Here is a 15813-nt window from a genome sequence, read left to right on the forward strand (position 1 = left end):
GGCCAGATGCCAAGCTCGTCCCTCCACCCCGACAAGCCCTTTCTGGCCTGTCGGGGCACAACATACAAGCTGCGCCAGCTGCGATGGCCATGCCGGAACGAGGCCGCCACCCCCCCAATCGCGCCTTGCAGCGCGCCTACGCGCAGGCCGGCCCTCACCACTCTGTGTGCTCTGTGCCCTCTGTGGCAAAGAATCCTGGAGCCTGTTTTCAGGCGTACAGGAGACGACCCTTGGGCTCGGGAATTGGGCGGCCTAGCTCCTCGGCGGTCTCGATCCATGCCTGGATGCAGTCCTGGGCGTTGGCTACGGCCTGTTCGTAGGTCTCGCCGTCCGCCACACAGCCCGCCAGTTCCGGCACTTCCACGATGAAGGCCTGGTCTTCCGGGCTCCAGTAGATGATGAGTTCGTATCTAATCGACATCCGTCTCTCCCAGTCGATAGGCCAACAGTATATTGCGGAGCTGTTTCACTTGATAGGGCTTCGCCAGGCGGCCCTTGGGCTGAAAATTGAGTATCTCTGCGATACGTTCATGCGTGTAAATGTGATGGCTGCCTCTGATGCGCTCTTCAAATCCCAGCCGGATGAGCAGCTGGCAGAGGCCCTTGAATTCGATGTTTGCATCGGCGGTGCCAGACAGTATTTTGTCGCGCAGTTTCGCATGCTTTCCCATGGTGTGGTCCGTTCTTCCTGAACTGTGGATGGGTGCGCTGGGCTGTCAGGTAAGTGTAGGCGTCTCTGGTTTCGTGTCCACTATTCCGGGTCCGTCCCTTGACTGTCTTCCGCGTTATCGCGTGAGGGCGCTGCCCGATAAAGCCATGAAGCCGAAGATTTTTTGCCACAGAGGGCACAGAGGGCGCAGAGGGGGATGGCGGAGATCTTCTTGCCGATGCCAGCCAATGCGTTGGCCATTGACGGTGGGCACGGCATTGGGTTCTGCGGTAGGAGCCGAGCCCTCTCGGCGATAACCTTCGGTGCCAGAGCCCTATCGGCCAGGGGGCTGGCCTCCTACGGGAGGTGGGAGGGCGAGACGAGGTAGGCGTTAGGCAGAGAGCGCCCGTTTATGCGCACTCTAAGTGCCATGCCTGATCGCGCCTTGCAGCGCTCCTACGCGCAGGCCGGCCCTCACCACTCTGTGTTCTCTGTGCCCTCTGTGGCAAAAATCTCATGCCGGATAAACGCGGGCACCTGTAGCCGTGGCTTGAGCTGGTTCAGGCCCGGGGCGACCGGGGCGGGTGGTTGTTGTTGTCCTGCGACGCGGTGGCGTGCAGTTGGAGCCCAAGGGCGGAGATGACCTTCATGACCGTATCGAAGCTGGGTACGCGTTCGCCGGAAAGCGATTTATACAGGCTTTCGCGTGAAAGACCGGTTTCGGCGGCGAGGCGGCTCATGCCGCTTGCGCGGGCGATATCACCCAGGGCCTTGGCAATGAAGGCGGCATCGTCACCGGCCTCCTCGAGACAGGCCTCCAGATAGGCGGCCATTTCCTCCGGTGTGCGCAGGTGTTCGGCAACGTCGTAGCGCGTGGTTGCTGGTTTACTCATGGGTCGCTCCGCAGGGTGCTTGCCAACCGTTTGGCGACAACAACGTCCATGTCCATGGCTTGTGTGCGCTTGTCGCCTCCGGCGAGAAGCAGGATGAGCTGTTTTCCCTGCTGGATGTAGTACACCCGTTAACCCGGGTCATGGTCGATGCGTAATTCGGAAACGCCCTCGCCAACGGGGCGCACATCACCCAGGTTGCCCATGGCAAGACGTTCAATGCGCACCATGATGCGCGCTCTGGCGCGAATATCGCGCAGATCGTCCAGCCAGCGGGCGAAGACATCCGTGTTTCGCAGCTCCATGGGATCAATGTAGCCCTGCGGCTACAGTTCGTCAATGACCGGCTGCTGTCCCATTAGCCGGTATGGCGACTTTTTCGGGGAGCCTGTCAGTCCTGTCTCACCCTCACCCTTCACCCTTCACATCCCTCCTTTCCCACACAATCCCTGTCATTACCACCCCGCCGTCGCGTGTTATCATTCCCTCTCTTCTGAATTCACGACCTTCGATGGGTGACCATGAGCGCTGACAGCGCCCGCATTCGCGAGATTCCCTATAACTACACCTCGTTTTCCGACCGGGAGATCGTGATCCGGTTTCTCGGTGCCGAGGCCTGGGAGACGCTGAACCGCCTGCGCGGGGAGCGCCGTACGGGGCGCTCGGCGCGGATGCTGTTCGAGGTGCTGGGGGACATGTGGGTGGTGTCCCGCAACCCCTATATCCAGGACGACCTGCTGGCCAACCGCAAGCGCCTGGCCTCGCTGGTGCACGCCATGCGCCACCGCATCGCGCAGATCCGCGAGCGGGCCGAGGGCAACGACCTGGCGCTGGCCCTGGCCGACCAGGCCGACGCCGCGGTGGGGCGCTTCGAGGCTTGGTTCCCGGCCCAGCGCCAGCTGCGCCGCCGGGCGGCCCAGCGCTTCGCCAGGTACACCCGCAAGGACAACATCGACGTCGGTGGCCTGGCGCGCGTCTCGCACGTGACAGACGCCACCGACTGGCGCGTGGAATTCCCCTTCGTGGTGCTCACCCCGGACTCCGAGGCCGAGATGGCCGGCCTGGTGAAGGCCTGTATCGAGCTCGGACTCACCGTGATCCCGCGCGGGGGCGGCACGGGCTACACGGGTGGCGCGGTGCCGCTGGACGCCATGAGCGCGGTGATCAACACCGAGAAGCTCGAGGGGCTGGGCACGGTGGAGCTGCGCAACATCCCGGGCGTGGCCGAGCCGGTGCCGACGGTGCGCGCCGAGGCGGGCGTGGTGACGCGCCGCGTCTCCGAGCTCGCCTACCGGCATGGCTATGTGTTCGCCGTGGACCCCACCTCGCAGGACGCCTCCACCATCGGCGGCAACATCGCCATGAATGCCGGCGGCAAGAAGGCGGTGCTCTGGGGCACGACCATCGACAACCTCGTCTCCTGGCGCATGGTCACGCCGGACGCCGAGTGGCTGGAGGTGGAACGCCTCAACCACAACCGCGGCAAGATCCACGACCAGGACGAGGTGCAGTTCCGCATCACCCGCTACGCCGCCGACGGCGAGACGGTGCAGGGCGAGCCGGAGATCCTCCGCTTCCCGGGCCGCGCCTTCCGCAAGCAGGGCCTGGGCAAGGACGTGACGGACAAGTTCCTGGGCGGGCTGCCGGGCGTGCAGAAGGAGGGCTGCGACGGGCTGATCACCTCCGGCGTGTTCGTGCTGCATCGCGAGCCCAAATACCTGCGCACCGTGTGCCTGGAGTTCTACGGCACCGACCTGCACGAGGCCGTGCCGGCCATCGTCGAGATCAAGAACGCCCTGGATGCCGATGACGCCGTGGTGCTCTCGGGTCTGGAGCACCTGGACGAGCGCTACGTGAAGGCGGTGAAGTACACGCCCAAGGGCGCGCGCGGGCAGATGCCCAAGATGGTGCTCATCGCCGACATCGCCGGCGACGACGAGAACCGGGTGGCCGCCGCCGCCTCCGAGGTGATCCGCCTGGCCAATGCGCGCAACGCCGACGGCTTCGTGGCCGTGAGCCCCGAGGCGCGCCGCCAGTTCTGGGCCGACCGCGCACGTACCGCCGCCATCGCCGCCCACACCAACGCCTTCAAGATCAACGAGGACGTGGTGATCCCGCTGGAGCGCCTGGCCGAGTACTCAGAGGGCATCGAGCGCATCAACATCGAGCAGTCCATCCGCAACAAGCTGTGCATCGTGGAGGCCACCCTGGAATGCCTGGCCGGCGACTTCCCGGAGCTGCGCCGGGTGCCGGGCTTCGAGGCCAGCGACGAGGCCGCGCAGAGCCTGAAGGCCAAGATCGCGGCCGCCAGCGAGCACCTGCGCGCGGTGCAGACGCGCTGGGAGGCCATCCTCGAACGTTTCGACACGCCGGCCGCCGAGGCCGACGCCCTGCTGGACGATACTGCCCGCGCCGACCGGCGGCCGACCGACCGCGTCATCGACCTGCTGCTGCGCCGCTCCCTGCGCATCTCCTATCGCCGCGAGGTGGAGCGGCCCGTGAAGGAGATGTTCAGCGGCCGCGAGCTGGAGCCGCTGCGCGCGCGCCTGGACAAGATCCACGGCAAGATCCTCTCCAGCCGCCTGTTCGTGGCCCTGCACATGCACGCGGGCGACGGCAACGTGCACACCAACATCCCGGTGAACTCCAACGACTACGCCATGCTGCACGAGGCCGAGCGCGTGGTGGACGCGGTGATGGCGCTGGCCACCCGCCTGGGCGGCGTGATCTCGGGCGAGCACGGCATCGGGCTGACCAAGATGCAGTACCTGGGCGCCGAGGCCATCGAGCAGTTCGCCAGCTACAAGCAGAAGGTGGACCCGGAAGGCCGCTTCAACCGCGGCAAGCTGATGCCGGGCTCCGGCCTGCAGGACGCCTACACCCCCTCGCTGCGCCTGTTGCAGCAGGAGGCGCTGATCCTCGAGCAGAGCGAGCTCGGCGCGCTCAACGAGGACATCAAGGACTGCCTGCGCTGCGGCAAGTGCAAGCCCGTGTGCACCACCCACGTGCCGCGCGCCAACCTGCTGTACTCGCCGCGCAACAAGATCCTGGGCACCGGGCTCATCATCGAGGCCTTCCTCTACGAGGAACAGACCCGCCGCGGTATCTCGCTGCGGCACTTCGACGAGATGAACGACGTGGCCGACCACTGCACCGTATGCCACAAGTGCGCCACGCCCTGCCCGGTGAACATCGACTTCGGCGACGTGTCCATCCGCATGCGCAACATCCTGCGCGAGCAGGGACAGAAGCGCTTCAGCGCCGGCACCTGGGCCTCCATGGCCTTCCTCAACGTGAAGGATCCGCGCACCATCAAGCTGATGCGCACCGCCATGATCGGCTGGGGCTACAAGGCCCAGCGCCTGGCCCACGGTATTCTGAAAAACACGCGCCTGCTGCGCCGCAACAAGCGCCCCGAGAGCACCACGGGCCGGGCGCCGATCGTCGCCCAGGTGGTGCACTTCGTGAAAAAACCCCTGCCGGGCGCGCTGCCCAGCCGCACCACGCGCGGCATGCTGGGGCTGGAGGACGAGAAGATCGTGCCCATCATCCGCGACCCGCGGAAGGTGACGGAAGAGAGCGATGCCGTGTTCTACTTCCCGGGCTGCGGCTCCGAGCGCCTGTTCAGCCAGATCGGCCTGGCCACGCTCGCCATGCTCTACGAGGTGGGCGCCCAGGTGGTGCTGCCGCCGGGGTATCTGTGCTGCGGCTACCCGCAGACCTCGGGCGGCGACGCCGAGAAGGGCCAGCAGATCACCACGGAAAACCGCGTGCTGTTCCATCGCGTGGCCAACACGCTCAACTACATGGACATCAAGACGGTCATCGTCTCCTGCGGCACCTGCATGGACCAGCTGCTGAAGTACGAATTCCAGAAGATCTTCCCGGGCTGCCGCCTGCTCGACATCCACGAATATCTGATGGAAAAGGGCGTGAAGCTCGACGACGTGGAGGGCGTGCAGTACATGTACCACGACCCCTGCCACACGCCGATGAAGCAGCACAACCCGATCAAGGTCGCGGGCGCGCTGATGGGCCAGGACGTGCAGCTCTCCGACCGCTGCTGCGGCGAGGCCGGCACCTTCGCCGTGAGCCGCCCCGACATCGCCACCCAGGTGCGCTTCCGCAAGCAGGAAGAACTGCACAAGGGCATCGAGCAGCTCACCGGTCAGCCCGTCGCCCGGGCCGGCAACGTCAAGCTGCTCACCTCCTGCCCCGCCTGCCAGCAGGGCCTCTCGCGCTACGGAGAGGAGACGGGGCTGGACACCGACTACATCGTCGTGGAGCTCGCCAACCACCTGCTCGGCGAGAACTGGCAGAGTCAGTTCATAGACAGGGCCCGCAACGGCGGCATCGAAAAGGTGCTGCTCTGACGGGCAGCTCGTAGCCGGTTGTAAAACCGGCGCCATGGTTCCGCTGTAGGAGTGGTGCGAGCCGCGATGCCGATATCCGGCGAAGCTGCCGTGCCCGATCGCGCCTTGCAGCGCTCCTACGGAGCCGCGGTTTTTATTGTAGGAGCGGTGCAAGCCGCGATGCCGATGTCGGGCGAAGCTGCCAGACCTTATCGCGCCTGGCGGACGCTCCTACGGAGCCGCGGTTTTTGTTGTAGGAGCGGTGCGAGCCGCGATGCCGGTGTCCGGCGAAGCTGCCGTGCCCGATCGCGCCTTGCAGCGCTCCTTCGGAGCCGCGGTTTTTGTTGTAGGAGCGGTGCGAGCCGCGATGCCGCTGTCGGGCGAAGCTGGCATGCCTTATCGCGCCTGGCGGACGCTCCTACGGAGCCGCGGTTTTTGTTGTAGGAGCGGTGCAAGCCGCGATGCCGATGTCGGGCGAAGCTGCCAGCCCTCATCGCGCCTGGCGGACGCTCCTACGGGTGCCAGGGTTGTATCGCCGGTGATCGTCGGGTCTAATGCCCACGTCAGCTTCATCTCCAGGGAATGGAGGGCTTCATGGCAAGACAAGGACCGCATGGCCGGGCGTTACGCCATGGACGTTATTCTGAGCCCGGTCGCATCTACCACGTCATTTCCACCACCCGGCAACGCTTGCCGTTGCTCTCCTCATTCGAATCCGGGCGTGCCGTGGTTGCGGCGATGAGGCGTCTGGATGAATCCGCCGCCACCGATACCCTGGCCTTCGTCGTGATGCCGGATCATGTCCATTGGCTCTTCGAGCTTGGCAGGGCCATGCCGTTGTCGCGTGTGGTGGGGAGCTTCAAGAGCCATAGCGCCCGTGAGCTGAACAGGCATCATGCACATCCTTGCCGAACGGTCTGGCAACGGGGCTTCTTCGATCACGCCATTCGCGCGGAGGAAGATATTCGCGCGGTGGCCCGTTACATCGTGGCCAATCCGCTCAGGGCGGGGCTGGTCACGTCGCTGCGGGATTATCCCCTGTGGGATGCGAAATGGGTTTAGCTGCCGCCCCTTATCGCGCCTTGCAGCGCTCCTACGTAGCCGCGGTTTTTGTAGGAGCGGTGCAAGCCGCGATGGCGCTGTTGCGAGAATCTGCCGCCCCCTTATCGCGCCTTGCAGCGCTCCTACGTAGCCGCGGTTTTATTGTAGGAGCGGTGCCAGACGCGATGCCGGTACGGGGCGATGCTAGTCGTGATCCCAGTACCAGGTGTCGCCGATGCGGATCACGTCGATGGCGGCTTCGCGGCGGCCGTTGCGGTCGATGGTCTTCTTGTAGATGGCCTTGTCCGGTCCCGGGGGCAGGGCCTCGTACTGGCGGTGTACGCGCCGCATGATCGTCTCGCTGTATTCCAGCACCACCACGACCTCGGCCTTCTGCCACTGACCGCCTGCTTCCGTGTAGCGCAGTCCGCGGTGTTCCCTGATGACGAAGCCCTTCCAGAAGTCGCGCCAGCGGCTGGAGCGGATGGTGGGTTCGTGTCGGGGGGTGGCGAGCATCACCATGGTGTCCACGTCGTCGGCCTGATTGGCGGTGAGGAAGGTCTCGACGAGGCGCTGCGGGTCGCTGCCGGCGACGGCCGGGGACGCCCAGGGCAGAAACGCGGCGACGAGCAGGGTGAGCAGCTGGCGTCGGGACATCGGCATGGGGTTCGGTGTGGGCATGGGGCAAGCATAACGGGACCAGCGGCCTGGTGCGACCATGCCGGCGGGCGGTCTATTCGGAGCGCAGGGCCTCGATGGGGTCGAGCCCCGCGGCGCGCCGTGCCGGGATGACGCCCGCGGCCAGCCCGACAGCGGCGGCGAGCAGCTCGGCGAAGAGCACGTAGCTGAGCGGGGTGTGGGTGGGCAGGGCCGGGACGGTGGCGCCGAGCAGCCAGGCGCCACCGACACCGAGGAGGAGGCCGGCGGCGCCGCCGATGCTGGCGAGCACCACGGCCTCGCCGATGAACAGCGACAGCACCTGCCGGCGACTGGCACCGAGGGCGCGCAGCAGGCCGATCTCGCCGGTGCGCTCGTTCACCGAGATGATCATGATGGTGAGGATGCCCACGCCGCCGACCACCAGCGAGATACCCCCCAGCGCACCCACCGCCAGGGTGAGGATGTCGAGGATGCCACCCAGGGTCTCGAGCATGTCGTCCTGGGTGGTGATGGTGAAGTCCTCGAAGCCGTGGCGGGCGATGAGGATGCGGCGGATCTGCGCGGCCACCTCGACGCTGCTGGCGCCCGGCTCGTAGACCACGTCGATCTCCATCACGCCTTCGCGATTGAACATGGCCAGTGCCCGGCCGGTGGGGATGTACACGGTGTCGTCGAGGTCGAAGCCCAGCATCTGGCCCTTGGATTCCATCACGCCGATCACGCGGTAGCGTTCGCCGCCGATGCGCACGATCTCGCCGAGCGGGTTCTGCGTGCCGAACAGTTCGTCGCGCAGCGTGCTGCCGAGGACGGCGAAGGCCCGTGCGGTGCGCGGGTCCTCGTCCGGCAGGAAGCGGCCGACGGCGGGCTGGAGCTTGAGCACGTCCGGTGTCTGCGCCCCGGCGCCGAACACGGTGACGCTGCGCCCGCGCTTGCCGTATTCCACCTCGGCGCTGCCCTGCACGAAGCTCGTCACGCCGCGCACCTGCGGGATGTGCGCCAGGGCATCGGCATCGTCCAGGGTGAGCGGGCGGGTGGTGTTGAATACCGCGCCGGAGACGCCATGGGTGGTGGTCCGGCCCGGATTGACGGCAACGATATTCGTGCCGAACTGGGTGAACTCGGCGAGCACGAACTTGTGGATGCCCTCGCCCACGGAGGTGAGCAGCACCACGGCGCCAATGCCCACGGCGATGCCCAGCGCGGTGAGAAAGCTGCGCATCCGATGGGCGATGATCGCGCTGGAGGAGAGTTTCAGGAAGTCGCGGCTGTGCATGCGATTGCTTCTGTCCTAGCGCCGCGCCAGCGCCTGCACGGGATCGAGGCGGGCAGCGCGTCGTGCGGGCATCACCCCGAATACCAGCCCCGTGACCAGCGAGATGCCCACGGCCGCACCCAGCGCCCAGTTGGGCGGGCTCAGGGGGAAGTTGGGAAACATCTGCCCGAGGATGCCGATGCCGATATAGGCCAGCACGATGCCGAGTGCGGCCCCGAGCAGCGAGAGCATGGCCGCCTCGGTGAGGAACAGGCGCAGGATCTGGCCGCCGGAGGCCCCCACCGCCTTGAGCAGGCCGATCTCGGTGGTGCGCTGGGAGACGGCCACCAGCATCACGTTCATGATCAGCACGCCCGCCACCCCGAGGCTGATGGCGGCGATGCCGCCCACCGCCAGGGTGAGCGCGGTGAGGATGCGGTCGAAGGTGGCGAGCACCGCGTCCTGGGTGATGACGGTGACGTCGTCCTTGCCGTCATGACGCTCGCGGATGATCTCGCGCGCCGCCGCCACCGCGCGCGGGATGGATTCGCGGGCGCGGGCCTCCACCAGGATGCGGAACAGCCCCTCGGTGTCGAAGAGCTGCTGGGCCGAGGCCACCGGGATGAAGACCGAGTCACCGATGTCGGCCCCGAGCGACTCGCCCTTATCGGTGAGGATGCCGATGACACGGTAGCGCCGGTCTTCGATGCGCACCCATTCACCCAGCGCGGAGGCGTTGCCGAAGAGCTCGCGCCGGACCCTGGCCCCCAGCACCACCACGTTGCTGGCCCGTTCGGCCTCGCCGGCCGGCAGGAAGCGGCCCTGCGCCATCTCCAGCTCGCGCACCGGCTGCATCTCGGCGGTGGTGCCGAGGATCATCACCTCGCGCCGCAGCCCGCCGTAGGCGATGTTCGCGGTACCGACGATCAGCGGCGCGACGTTGCGCACGGCGGAACTGCGGTAGAGGGCCAGCGCGTCGCCCAGGGTGAGGTCGCGGGCGGTGGCCCCGACCATGGGCGGGGCGCCGCCGGTGGTCTCCGAGCGGCCCGGCAGCACGATCACCATGTTCGAGCCCAGCGCGGAGAAGCGGTCCAGCACGTACTGGCGCGCCCCTTCGCCGAGCGAGGTGAGCAGCACCACGGCGGTCACGCCGATGGACATGGCGAGCAGCATCAGCAGCGTGCGGGTGGGGTAGCCCGTGAGCGAGCGGTAGCCGAAGCGCAGGGTGTCCTCGGGGCTCATGACGGGGTCTGCCTTACGTCCTCGACGATGGCGCCGTCCACCATGTGGATGCGGCGCGTGGCGCGCCGGCCGAGCGCCTCGTCGTGGGTGACCACCAGCAGGGTGATGCCGCGGTTGTTGAGGGTCTCGAGGATCTCCACCACCTCGCCGCCGGAGGCGCTGTCGAGGTTGCCGGTGGGCTCGTCGGCCAGCAGCACCGGCGGGTCCATGATGGTGGCGCGCGCGATGGCCACGCGCTGGCGCTGTCCGCCCGAGAGCTGTTCCGGACGATGGGCGGCGCGCGGCGTGAGCCCCAGCGAGGCCAGCGCGGCCTCCACCTTGCCCCGGCGCTCGGCCGGGTCCATCCCGGCCAGGACCAGCGGCAGCTCCACGTTCTCGAAGGCCGTGAGCCGCGGGATGAGGTGAAAGAACTGGAACACGAAGCCGATCTTGTCGCGGCGCAGGGCGGCGCGTTCGTCGTCGCTGAGGCTGGAGGAGTCCACCTCGTCCAGGTGGTAGGTGCCCGAGCTGGGGCGGTCCAGAAGGCCCAGGATGTTCAGCAGGGTGGACTTGCCCGAGCCCGAGGGGCCCATGATGGAGAGGTACTCGCCGGCCTCGACGTCGAGGTTCACGTCGTTGAGGGCATGCACCTTCTCGTCGCCCACCTCGAAGAGGCGGTTGATGCCGGTGAGCCGGATCATGGCCGCTCGTCGCCCACCCGCACCGGCACGCTGTCGGCCAGGCCCGCGCGGTCGATGGAGGTGACGACCTGCTCGCCGGCCGCGAGCCCGTCCAGCACCTCGGTGTAGCTCCAGTTGGACAGGCCGGTCTGGATGCTGCGCCGTTCGGCGGTGCCGCGCGGGGTCACGACGTAGATGCGCTCGCCGTCGATCACCGCCTCGGTGGGCACGCGCAGCGTATCCTCGCGGCGGTCCAGCAGCACCTCGACGTCGGCACTGTAGCCGGCCAGCAGGTCGAGGATGTCCTCGGCCACCACGAACTCGGCCTCGATGTCGACGGTGCGGGCCTGCTTCTCGTAGTCCACCACGTAGCTGCCGATACGCCGCACGCGGCCTTCGAAGGCGCGGTTCTTGAAGGCGTCCAGGGTGATGCGGGCGGGCATGTCGACGGCGATGCCCGGGGCGTCGACCTCGTCGATGGGGGCGGTGACGTAGAAGCAGGTATTGTCGATCAGGTCGATGGCGGGCGGGATGGCCACGCCGACGGGGGAGGGGGTGACGAACTCGTTGAGCTCGGCGGTGATCTCGGCCACCACCCCTTCGAAGGGGGCGCTCAGGCGGGTGCGCTCCAGGTTGGCGGCCGCCACCTTCATGCTGGCGACACTCACGTTGGCGCGGGCCACCGCCGCCTGACACTGGGCGCGCAGGGCGCGGGCATTGGTGTCGGCGCGGTCGGCCTGTTCCTCCGAGGCCAGGCCGTCGCGGCGCAGGCGGGCGATGCGTGCCGCCTCGCGGTCGGCGGCGTCGGCCTGGGTACAGCTCGATCGGGCCGTGGCCTGGGCGGCCTGTGACTCGGCGGCGGCCAGTTCCACCTGGGCCCGGAGGTCGTTGTTCCACAGCTCCAGCAGCAGCTGGCCGGCCTCGACGAAATCGCCTTCCTGCACCGGCAGGGCGGCCACCTGGCCGCCGATGCTCGGCGTGAGCTGGGCACGGCGACAGGCCTCGACGGTGCCGGCGCGGGTGTTGGCCACGGTGCGTTCCACCGTGCCGCGCTCCGCCGTCACGGCGCGTACCGTGATGGGCTCGGGTCGGGTGTTCCACCAGATGAGGGCCGCGATGACGGCGATGATGCCGACGATGACGGCGATGCGGATGGGGCGACGACTCACGCAGGACTCCTCGGCTCGTTGGGAGACACCGGATGGCGTCCCCAGACATAACTCTAGTGGAGTGCGGCGCGGGGGGGAATGACCGGGGTCAGTACCCGGCCTGCGTCAGGCCGGGCCTGCCGACGCGCAAACCGTGCGCCGGCAGGCTGTGGTCGGTATCCAGGCCCTCGTATTCTCAGGCCCTCGTATCCTCAGGCCTTGGGCACCGCGCGCACGGAGTAGTACAGGTCCTGGTCGATGATCTCGAACAGGCGGTCGATGTTCGGGTGCTTGCCCGGGTTGGCCTTCGCGTCCTCGACGTGCTCGGCGTAGAGTTCCAGCGCCTTCTGTGCCGCCTTCGGGCCCACGCCGCCGAACTCCACGGCCACCTCGTAGTACACCTTGAGCGAGCCGGCGCTGCCTTCCCTGTTCTCGATCACGAAGTCGGGCTCGTAGCCGTCACCGTAGAATTCCAGCGCGGCGAGGTTGTCGGTGTTCTGCTTCAGGGTTTCCAGGTTCTCTTTGAAGGTCGGCATGGTGTGGTGGATCCAGGTCGTCTGAATGAGTGGGCGGCAGTGTATGCGAAGCCTGCCAGGGGCTCAACTTCACCGCCGTGGCCGCGGGTGCCGACAGGGTCAGAACCCGTCGTCCAGCGCGAAGCCGCGCATCATCACCTCGCCGGTCTGCCAGGCCGTCTCCCAGCGGTCTGCCGGGGCCTCGAACCACATCACGTAGAGGGTGTCGGTCTGCCGGTTGCCGATGGCCAGCATGTACATGGTGATGACGCTGCCCGGGCGGGCCTCGTGGGTGAACTCGCAGCCGTAGCCCGCGAACGGCCCCTGCTCGAACTCCCAGGCCTTCGCGCCCTCGTAGCTGTCGGCGCAGCGGCGGATATAGGCCTCGGCGTAGGAGGCCGCGTTGTGCTGGCCGGTGCGGGCCTGCATCTGCGGGATCACGTTCAGGCTCAGCCCCACCTCGAACAGCTCGCCCGGCACGATGGCCGTCTCGGTGACGAAATAGGCCAGCGTGCCCTCGTTCTGCTCCTGGCGGAAATGCCAGCCCACCGGGACCAGCAGGTGGGCGTTCGCCGGCTCCAGGCGCTGCCAGTCGAAGCCCGCGGGCGGGGCGGGCAGCTCCGGGCCCTGTGCCAGCACGGGCGGCGCCAGGGTGAACAGCAGCGAAAAGAGCAGCAGCAGTCGGGGCATGGGCCCTCCCGGAAGGCGATGACGTGAGCCTGCGACTATAGCACGCGCCTGGTGCACTCCCCGGGCCATCCCCCGCTTGCGGTATACTGCCCGCTTTCGTCAAACCGCCAGCCCCAGGGGCCGAATCCATGCAGAAGAGCCGCTACCTTGAAACCGCCATCCAGGCCGCCCGGGCCGCGGAGGCCGTCATCCGCAAGTACTACCTCGGCGAGTTCGAGGTTGAGCTCAAGGCCGACCAGAGTCCCGTCACCGTGGCCGACGTGGAGACCGAGAAGACCATCCGGCAGATCATCCTCGACGCCTTCCCGGATCACGGCTTCTTCGGCGAGGAGACCGGCAAGGTCAACGCGGACGCCGAGTACAACTGGCTCATCGACCCCATCGACGGCACCAAGAGCTTCGTGCGCCGCTACCCCTTCTTCTCCACCCAGATCGCGCTGATGAAGGGCGACGAACTCATCATGGGCGTCTCCAACGCCCCCGTGTTCGGCGAGATGGCCTATGCCGAGAAGGGCTGCGGTGCGTATCTCAACGACGAGCCCATCCGGGTGAGCGACATCAGCGAGATCGGCAAGGCCACCCTCTCGCTTGGCAACATCGCCACCGTCGCCGGCAGCCAGCAGTGGGGCAAGGTGGGCGAGCTGGTGCAGGGCGTGAACCGCGTGCGCGGCTACGGCGATTTCTACCACTACCACCTGCTGGCCTCGGGCAGGATCGACATCGTGCTCGAGTCGGATGTGAACATCCTCGACATCGCCGCCCTGTCGGTGATCGTGGAAGAGGCCGGCGGCAAGTTCACGGACCTAGAGGGCCGGCCGCTCAACCTCGCCACCCGCAGCGTGCTGGCCTGCAATTCCGCAGCCATGCATCAGCAGGTATTCGACGCCATCCAGGTATAGGTGGCGCGCCTGCCGAAGTCCGGGTTCGAGGGCAGGCGCTGCGCTTGTGCCCTCTGGGTGCAAGCTGCGATGCCCGGTGCCGGGTGAAGGTACCGCCCCGATCGCGCCTTGCAGCGCTCCTACGAGAGCAGTGGTTTTCTGTAGGAGCTGCGCAAGCTGCGATGCCCATACCGGAGACGGAGCTGCCAACCCTGATCGCGCCTTGCGGGCGCTCCTACGGGTGCTGGCCTTTCTCTGTGCCCTCTGTGGGGCTTAGACCTTCCGCCTCTCGCCTGACACCCGTCAACCCAGGAACCGCCGGTACACCGGGTTCTCGGTCTCTTCCCAGTACGGATAATTGAGTTGTTCGAGGAAGTCGCGCAGGCGCTTGTCGTCTGCGCGCGGCACCTGCATGCCCACCAGGACGCGGCCGTAGGCGGCGCCGTGGTTGCGGTAGTGGAAGAGGGTGATGTTCCAGTCCTGGCCCATGTGGGTGAGGAAGTTGAGCAGGGCGCCCGGGCGTTCCGGGAATTCGAAGCGGAACAGGCGCTCGTTTTCCACCTCGGGGGCGTGGCCGCCGACCATGTAGCGCAGGTGCAGCTTGGCGACCTCGTTGTCGGTGAGGTCCTCGACGTCGTAGCCCTTGTCGCGCAGGTCCGTCATCAGCGCCTCGCGGGCGTCGCCGCCGTTGGCGACCTTCACGCCGACGAAGATCTGGGCGTCGCGGTGATCGGCGTAGCGGTAGTTGAACTCGGTGATGCCCCGTTTACCGATGGCGCGGCAGAACTTGCGGAAGCTGCCCGGGCGTTCCGGGATGGTGGCGGCGAACAGGGCCTCGCGGCGCTCGCCGATCTCGGCCCGCTCGGCCACATGGCGCAGGCGGTCGAAGTTGATGTTCGCCCCGCTGGCGATGGCGATGAGGTTCCGGCCCTCGCAGCCCTCGCGCTGTACGTAGTTCTTGAGGCCGGCGATGGACAGGGCCCCGGCGGGCTCCAGCATGGTGCGGGTGTCGTCGAAGCCGTCCTTGATCGCCGCGCAGATCTCGTCGGTGCTGACCAGCATCACCTCGTCGACGTGCTGCCGGGCGATCTTGAAGGTCTCCTTGCCGATCTGCTTCACGGCCACGCCATCGACGAAGATGCCGACCTGGTCGAGCACCACGCGACGGCCCTTTGCCATGGCGTGATGCAGGGTGGGCGCGTCGTCCGGCTCCACGCCGATGATGCGGATCTCGGGGCGCAGGTACTTGAGGTAGGCCGCCACGCCGGCGATCAGTCCACCGCCGCCCACGGGTACGAATACGGCATCGATCGCATCCGGGTGCTGGCGCTGCAGCTCCATGCCGATGGTGCCCTGCCCGGCGATGACGTCGAGGTCGTCGTAGGGGTGGATGAAGGTCATGCCGTCGCGTGCGGCCAGCTCCTGGGCATGGGCATAGGCCTCGTCGAAGGCGTCGCCCTTGAGGATGGCCTTGCCGCCCAGCGCACGCACCGACTCCACCTTGATCTCCGGCGTGGTGCGCGGCATCACGATCACCGCCTTGATGCCGAGCTGTCTACCCGCCAGGGCGACACCCTGGGCATGGTTGCCGGCCGAGGCGGCGATCACGCCGCGCGCCTTTTCGGTGTCCGTCAGGTGGAAGATCCTGTTGTAGGCCCCACGCAGCTTGAAGGAGAACACGGGTTGCAGGTCCTCGCGTTTCAGCAGGACGCGGTTGTTCAGCCGGCGCGACAGCGCGGCCGCCTCCATGAGCGGCGTTTCGAGGGCCACGTCGTAGACGCGGGCGGTGAGGATACGTTCGATGAGCGAGCGGGACATGCGGCTAAGATACAGGGCC

Annotated in this window: 14 protein-coding genes and 1 pseudogene; 3 read left to right on the forward strand and 12 right to left on the reverse strand. The window is 67.2% G+C overall.

Annotated elements, in window-relative coordinates; genetic code table 11:
* Nucleotides 1-208: 208 nt before the first annotated feature.
* The 4 genes and pseudogenes from HUJ28_01015 to HUJ28_01030 form a co-directional block, all read right to left on the reverse strand.
* Nucleotides 209-421 carry a type II toxin-antitoxin system HicB family antitoxin gene (locus tag HUJ28_01015; GenBank protein MBD3618042.1) on the reverse strand — a complete coding sequence of 71 codons (213 nt, stop codon included), beginning with the start codon at nt 419-421 and terminating at the stop codon, nt 209-211.
* Nucleotides 411-671 (reverse strand): type II toxin-antitoxin system HicA family toxin, encoded by a 261-nt coding sequence (locus tag HUJ28_01020; GenBank protein ID MBD3618043.1) that lies wholly within the window; start codon nt 669-671, stop codon nt 411-413. Before HUJ28_01020 ends, HUJ28_01015 begins: the two co-directional genes overlap by 11 nt.
* A 538-nt stretch (nt 672-1209) precedes the next feature.
* Nucleotides 1210-1542, reverse strand: coding sequence for a putative addiction module antidote protein (locus tag HUJ28_01025; protein ID MBD3618044.1), 333 nt, complete (start codon nt 1540-1542; stop codon nt 1210-1212).
* A pseudogene (locus HUJ28_01030) lies at nt 1539-1844 on the reverse strand (type II toxin-antitoxin system RelE/ParE family toxin). The gene HUJ28_01025 and the pseudogene HUJ28_01030 overlap by 4 nt, the downstream one beginning before the upstream one ends.
* 216 nt (nt 1845-2060) lie before the next feature.
* On the opposite strand from HUJ28_01030, the gene HUJ28_01035 reads away from it, so the two are divergent.
* Together HUJ28_01035 and HUJ28_01040 are read left to right on the forward strand one after the other, a co-directional pair.
* Nucleotides 2061-5912, forward strand: a complete 3852-nt coding sequence (locus HUJ28_01035; protein ID MBD3618045.1) for an FAD/FMN-binding oxidoreductase — start codon at nt 2061-2063, stop codon at nt 5910-5912.
* A 573-nt stretch (nt 5913-6485) separates the two neighbouring features.
* Nucleotides 6486-6953: a transposase gene (locus HUJ28_01040; GenBank protein ID MBD3618046.1), complete on the forward strand. Its 468-nt coding sequence runs from the start codon at nt 6486-6488 to the stop codon at nt 6951-6953.
* Nucleotides 6954-7136: 183 nt separating this feature from the next.
* Here the strand turns inward: HUJ28_01040 and HUJ28_01045 are convergent, their stop codons facing one another.
* The 7 genes from HUJ28_01045 to HUJ28_01075 form a co-directional block, all read right to left on the reverse strand.
* Entirely contained in the window at nt 7137-7613 is a 477-nt protein-coding gene (locus tag HUJ28_01045) for a hypothetical protein (protein ID MBD3618047.1), read from the reverse strand.
* Between the two features lie 52 nt (nt 7614-7665).
* On the reverse strand, nt 7666-8865 hold the full coding sequence (locus HUJ28_01050) for an ABC transporter permease (protein ID MBD3618048.1): 1200 nt from the start codon (nt 8863-8865) through the stop codon (nt 7666-7668).
* A gap of 15 nt (nt 8866-8880) precedes the next feature.
* Nucleotides 8881-10086, reverse strand: a complete 1206-nt coding sequence (locus HUJ28_01055) for an ABC transporter permease (protein MBD3618049.1) — start codon at nt 10084-10086, stop codon at nt 8881-8883.
* Entirely contained in the window at nt 10083-10766 is a 684-nt protein-coding gene (locus HUJ28_01060; protein MBD3618050.1) for an ABC transporter ATP-binding protein, read from the reverse strand. The genes HUJ28_01055 and HUJ28_01060 overlap by 4 nt, the downstream gene beginning before the upstream one ends.
* On the reverse strand, nt 10763-11914 hold the full coding sequence (locus HUJ28_01065; GenBank protein MBD3618051.1) for an efflux RND transporter periplasmic adaptor subunit: 1152 nt from the start codon (nt 11912-11914) through the stop codon (nt 10763-10765). The genes HUJ28_01060 and HUJ28_01065 overlap by 4 nt, the downstream gene beginning before the upstream one ends.
* 191 nt (nt 11915-12105) lie before the next feature.
* On the reverse strand, nt 12106-12429 hold the full coding sequence (locus tag HUJ28_01070; GenBank protein ID MBD3618052.1) for a DUF2322 family protein: 324 nt from the start codon (nt 12427-12429) through the stop codon (nt 12106-12108).
* A 99-nt stretch (nt 12430-12528) separates the two neighbouring features.
* Entirely contained in the window at nt 12529-13098 is a 570-nt protein-coding gene (locus tag HUJ28_01075) for a hypothetical protein (GenBank protein MBD3618053.1), read from the reverse strand.
* A gap of 128 nt (nt 13099-13226) precedes the next feature.
* Here HUJ28_01075 and HUJ28_01080 point away from each other — a divergent pair, with 128 nt between their 5' ends.
* The gene (locus tag HUJ28_01080; protein MBD3618054.1) at nt 13227-13997 is read left to right on the forward strand and encodes an inositol-phosphate phosphatase; all 771 of its coding nucleotides are present in this window, start codon (nt 13227-13229) and stop codon (nt 13995-13997) included.
* A 282-nt stretch (nt 13998-14279) separates the two neighbouring features.
* Here the strand turns inward: HUJ28_01080 and ilvA are convergent, their stop codons facing one another.
* Nucleotides 14280-15794: a threonine ammonia-lyase, biosynthetic gene (ilvA, locus tag HUJ28_01085; GenBank protein MBD3618055.1), complete on the reverse strand. Its 1515-nt coding sequence runs from the start codon at nt 15792-15794 to the stop codon at nt 14280-14282.
* Between the last annotated feature and the right edge of the window lie 19 nt (nt 15795-15813).

Source organism: Chromatiales bacterium (assembly GCA_014762505.1).
Classification (GTDB): domain Bacteria; phylum Pseudomonadota; class Gammaproteobacteria; order SpSt-1174; family SpSt-1174; genus SpSt-1174.

What these genes read in the sequence shown, in the direction of transcription:
- HUJ28_01015 (MBD3618042.1), bottom strand. Translation starts at nt 421, where the DNA reads ATGTCGATTAGATACGAACTCATCATCTACTGGAGCCCGGAAGACCAG.
- HUJ28_01020 (MBD3618043.1), bottom strand. Translation starts at nt 671, where the DNA reads ATGGGAAAGCATGCGAAACTGCGCGACAAAATACTGTCTGGCACCGCC.
- HUJ28_01025 (MBD3618044.1), bottom strand. Translation starts at nt 1,542, where the DNA reads ATGAGTAAACCAGCAACCACGCGCTACGACGTTGCCGAACACCTGCGC.
- HUJ28_01035 (MBD3618045.1), top strand. Translation starts at nt 2,061, where the DNA reads ATGAGCGCTGACAGCGCCCGCATTCGCGAGATTCCCTATAACTACACC.
- HUJ28_01040 (MBD3618046.1), top strand. Translation starts at nt 6,486, where the DNA reads ATGGCAAGACAAGGACCGCATGGCCGGGCGTTACGCCATGGACGTTAT.
- HUJ28_01045 (MBD3618047.1), bottom strand. Translation starts at nt 7,613, where the DNA reads ATGCCCACACCGAACCCCATGCCGATGTCCCGACGCCAGCTGCTCACC.
- HUJ28_01050 (MBD3618048.1), bottom strand. Translation starts at nt 8,865, where the DNA reads ATGCACAGCCGCGACTTCCTGAAACTCTCCTCCAGCGCGATCATCGCC.
- HUJ28_01055 (MBD3618049.1), bottom strand. Translation starts at nt 10,086, where the DNA reads ATGAGCCCCGAGGACACCCTGCGCTTCGGCTACCGCTCGCTCACGGGC.
- HUJ28_01060 (MBD3618050.1), bottom strand. Translation starts at nt 10,766, where the DNA reads ATGATCCGGCTCACCGGCATCAACCGCCTCTTCGAGGTGGGCGACGAG.
- HUJ28_01070 (MBD3618052.1), bottom strand. Translation starts at nt 12,429, where the DNA reads ATGCCGACCTTCAAAGAGAACCTGGAAACCCTGAAGCAGAACACCGAC.
- HUJ28_01075 (MBD3618053.1), bottom strand. Translation starts at nt 13,098, where the DNA reads ATGCCCCGACTGCTGCTGCTCTTTTCGCTGCTGTTCACCCTGGCGCCG.
- HUJ28_01080 (MBD3618054.1), top strand. Translation starts at nt 13,227, where the DNA reads ATGCAGAAGAGCCGCTACCTTGAAACCGCCATCCAGGCCGCCCGGGCC.
- ilvA (MBD3618055.1), bottom strand. Translation starts at nt 15,794, where the DNA reads ATGTCCCGCTCGCTCATCGAACGTATCCTCACCGCCCGCGTCTACGAC.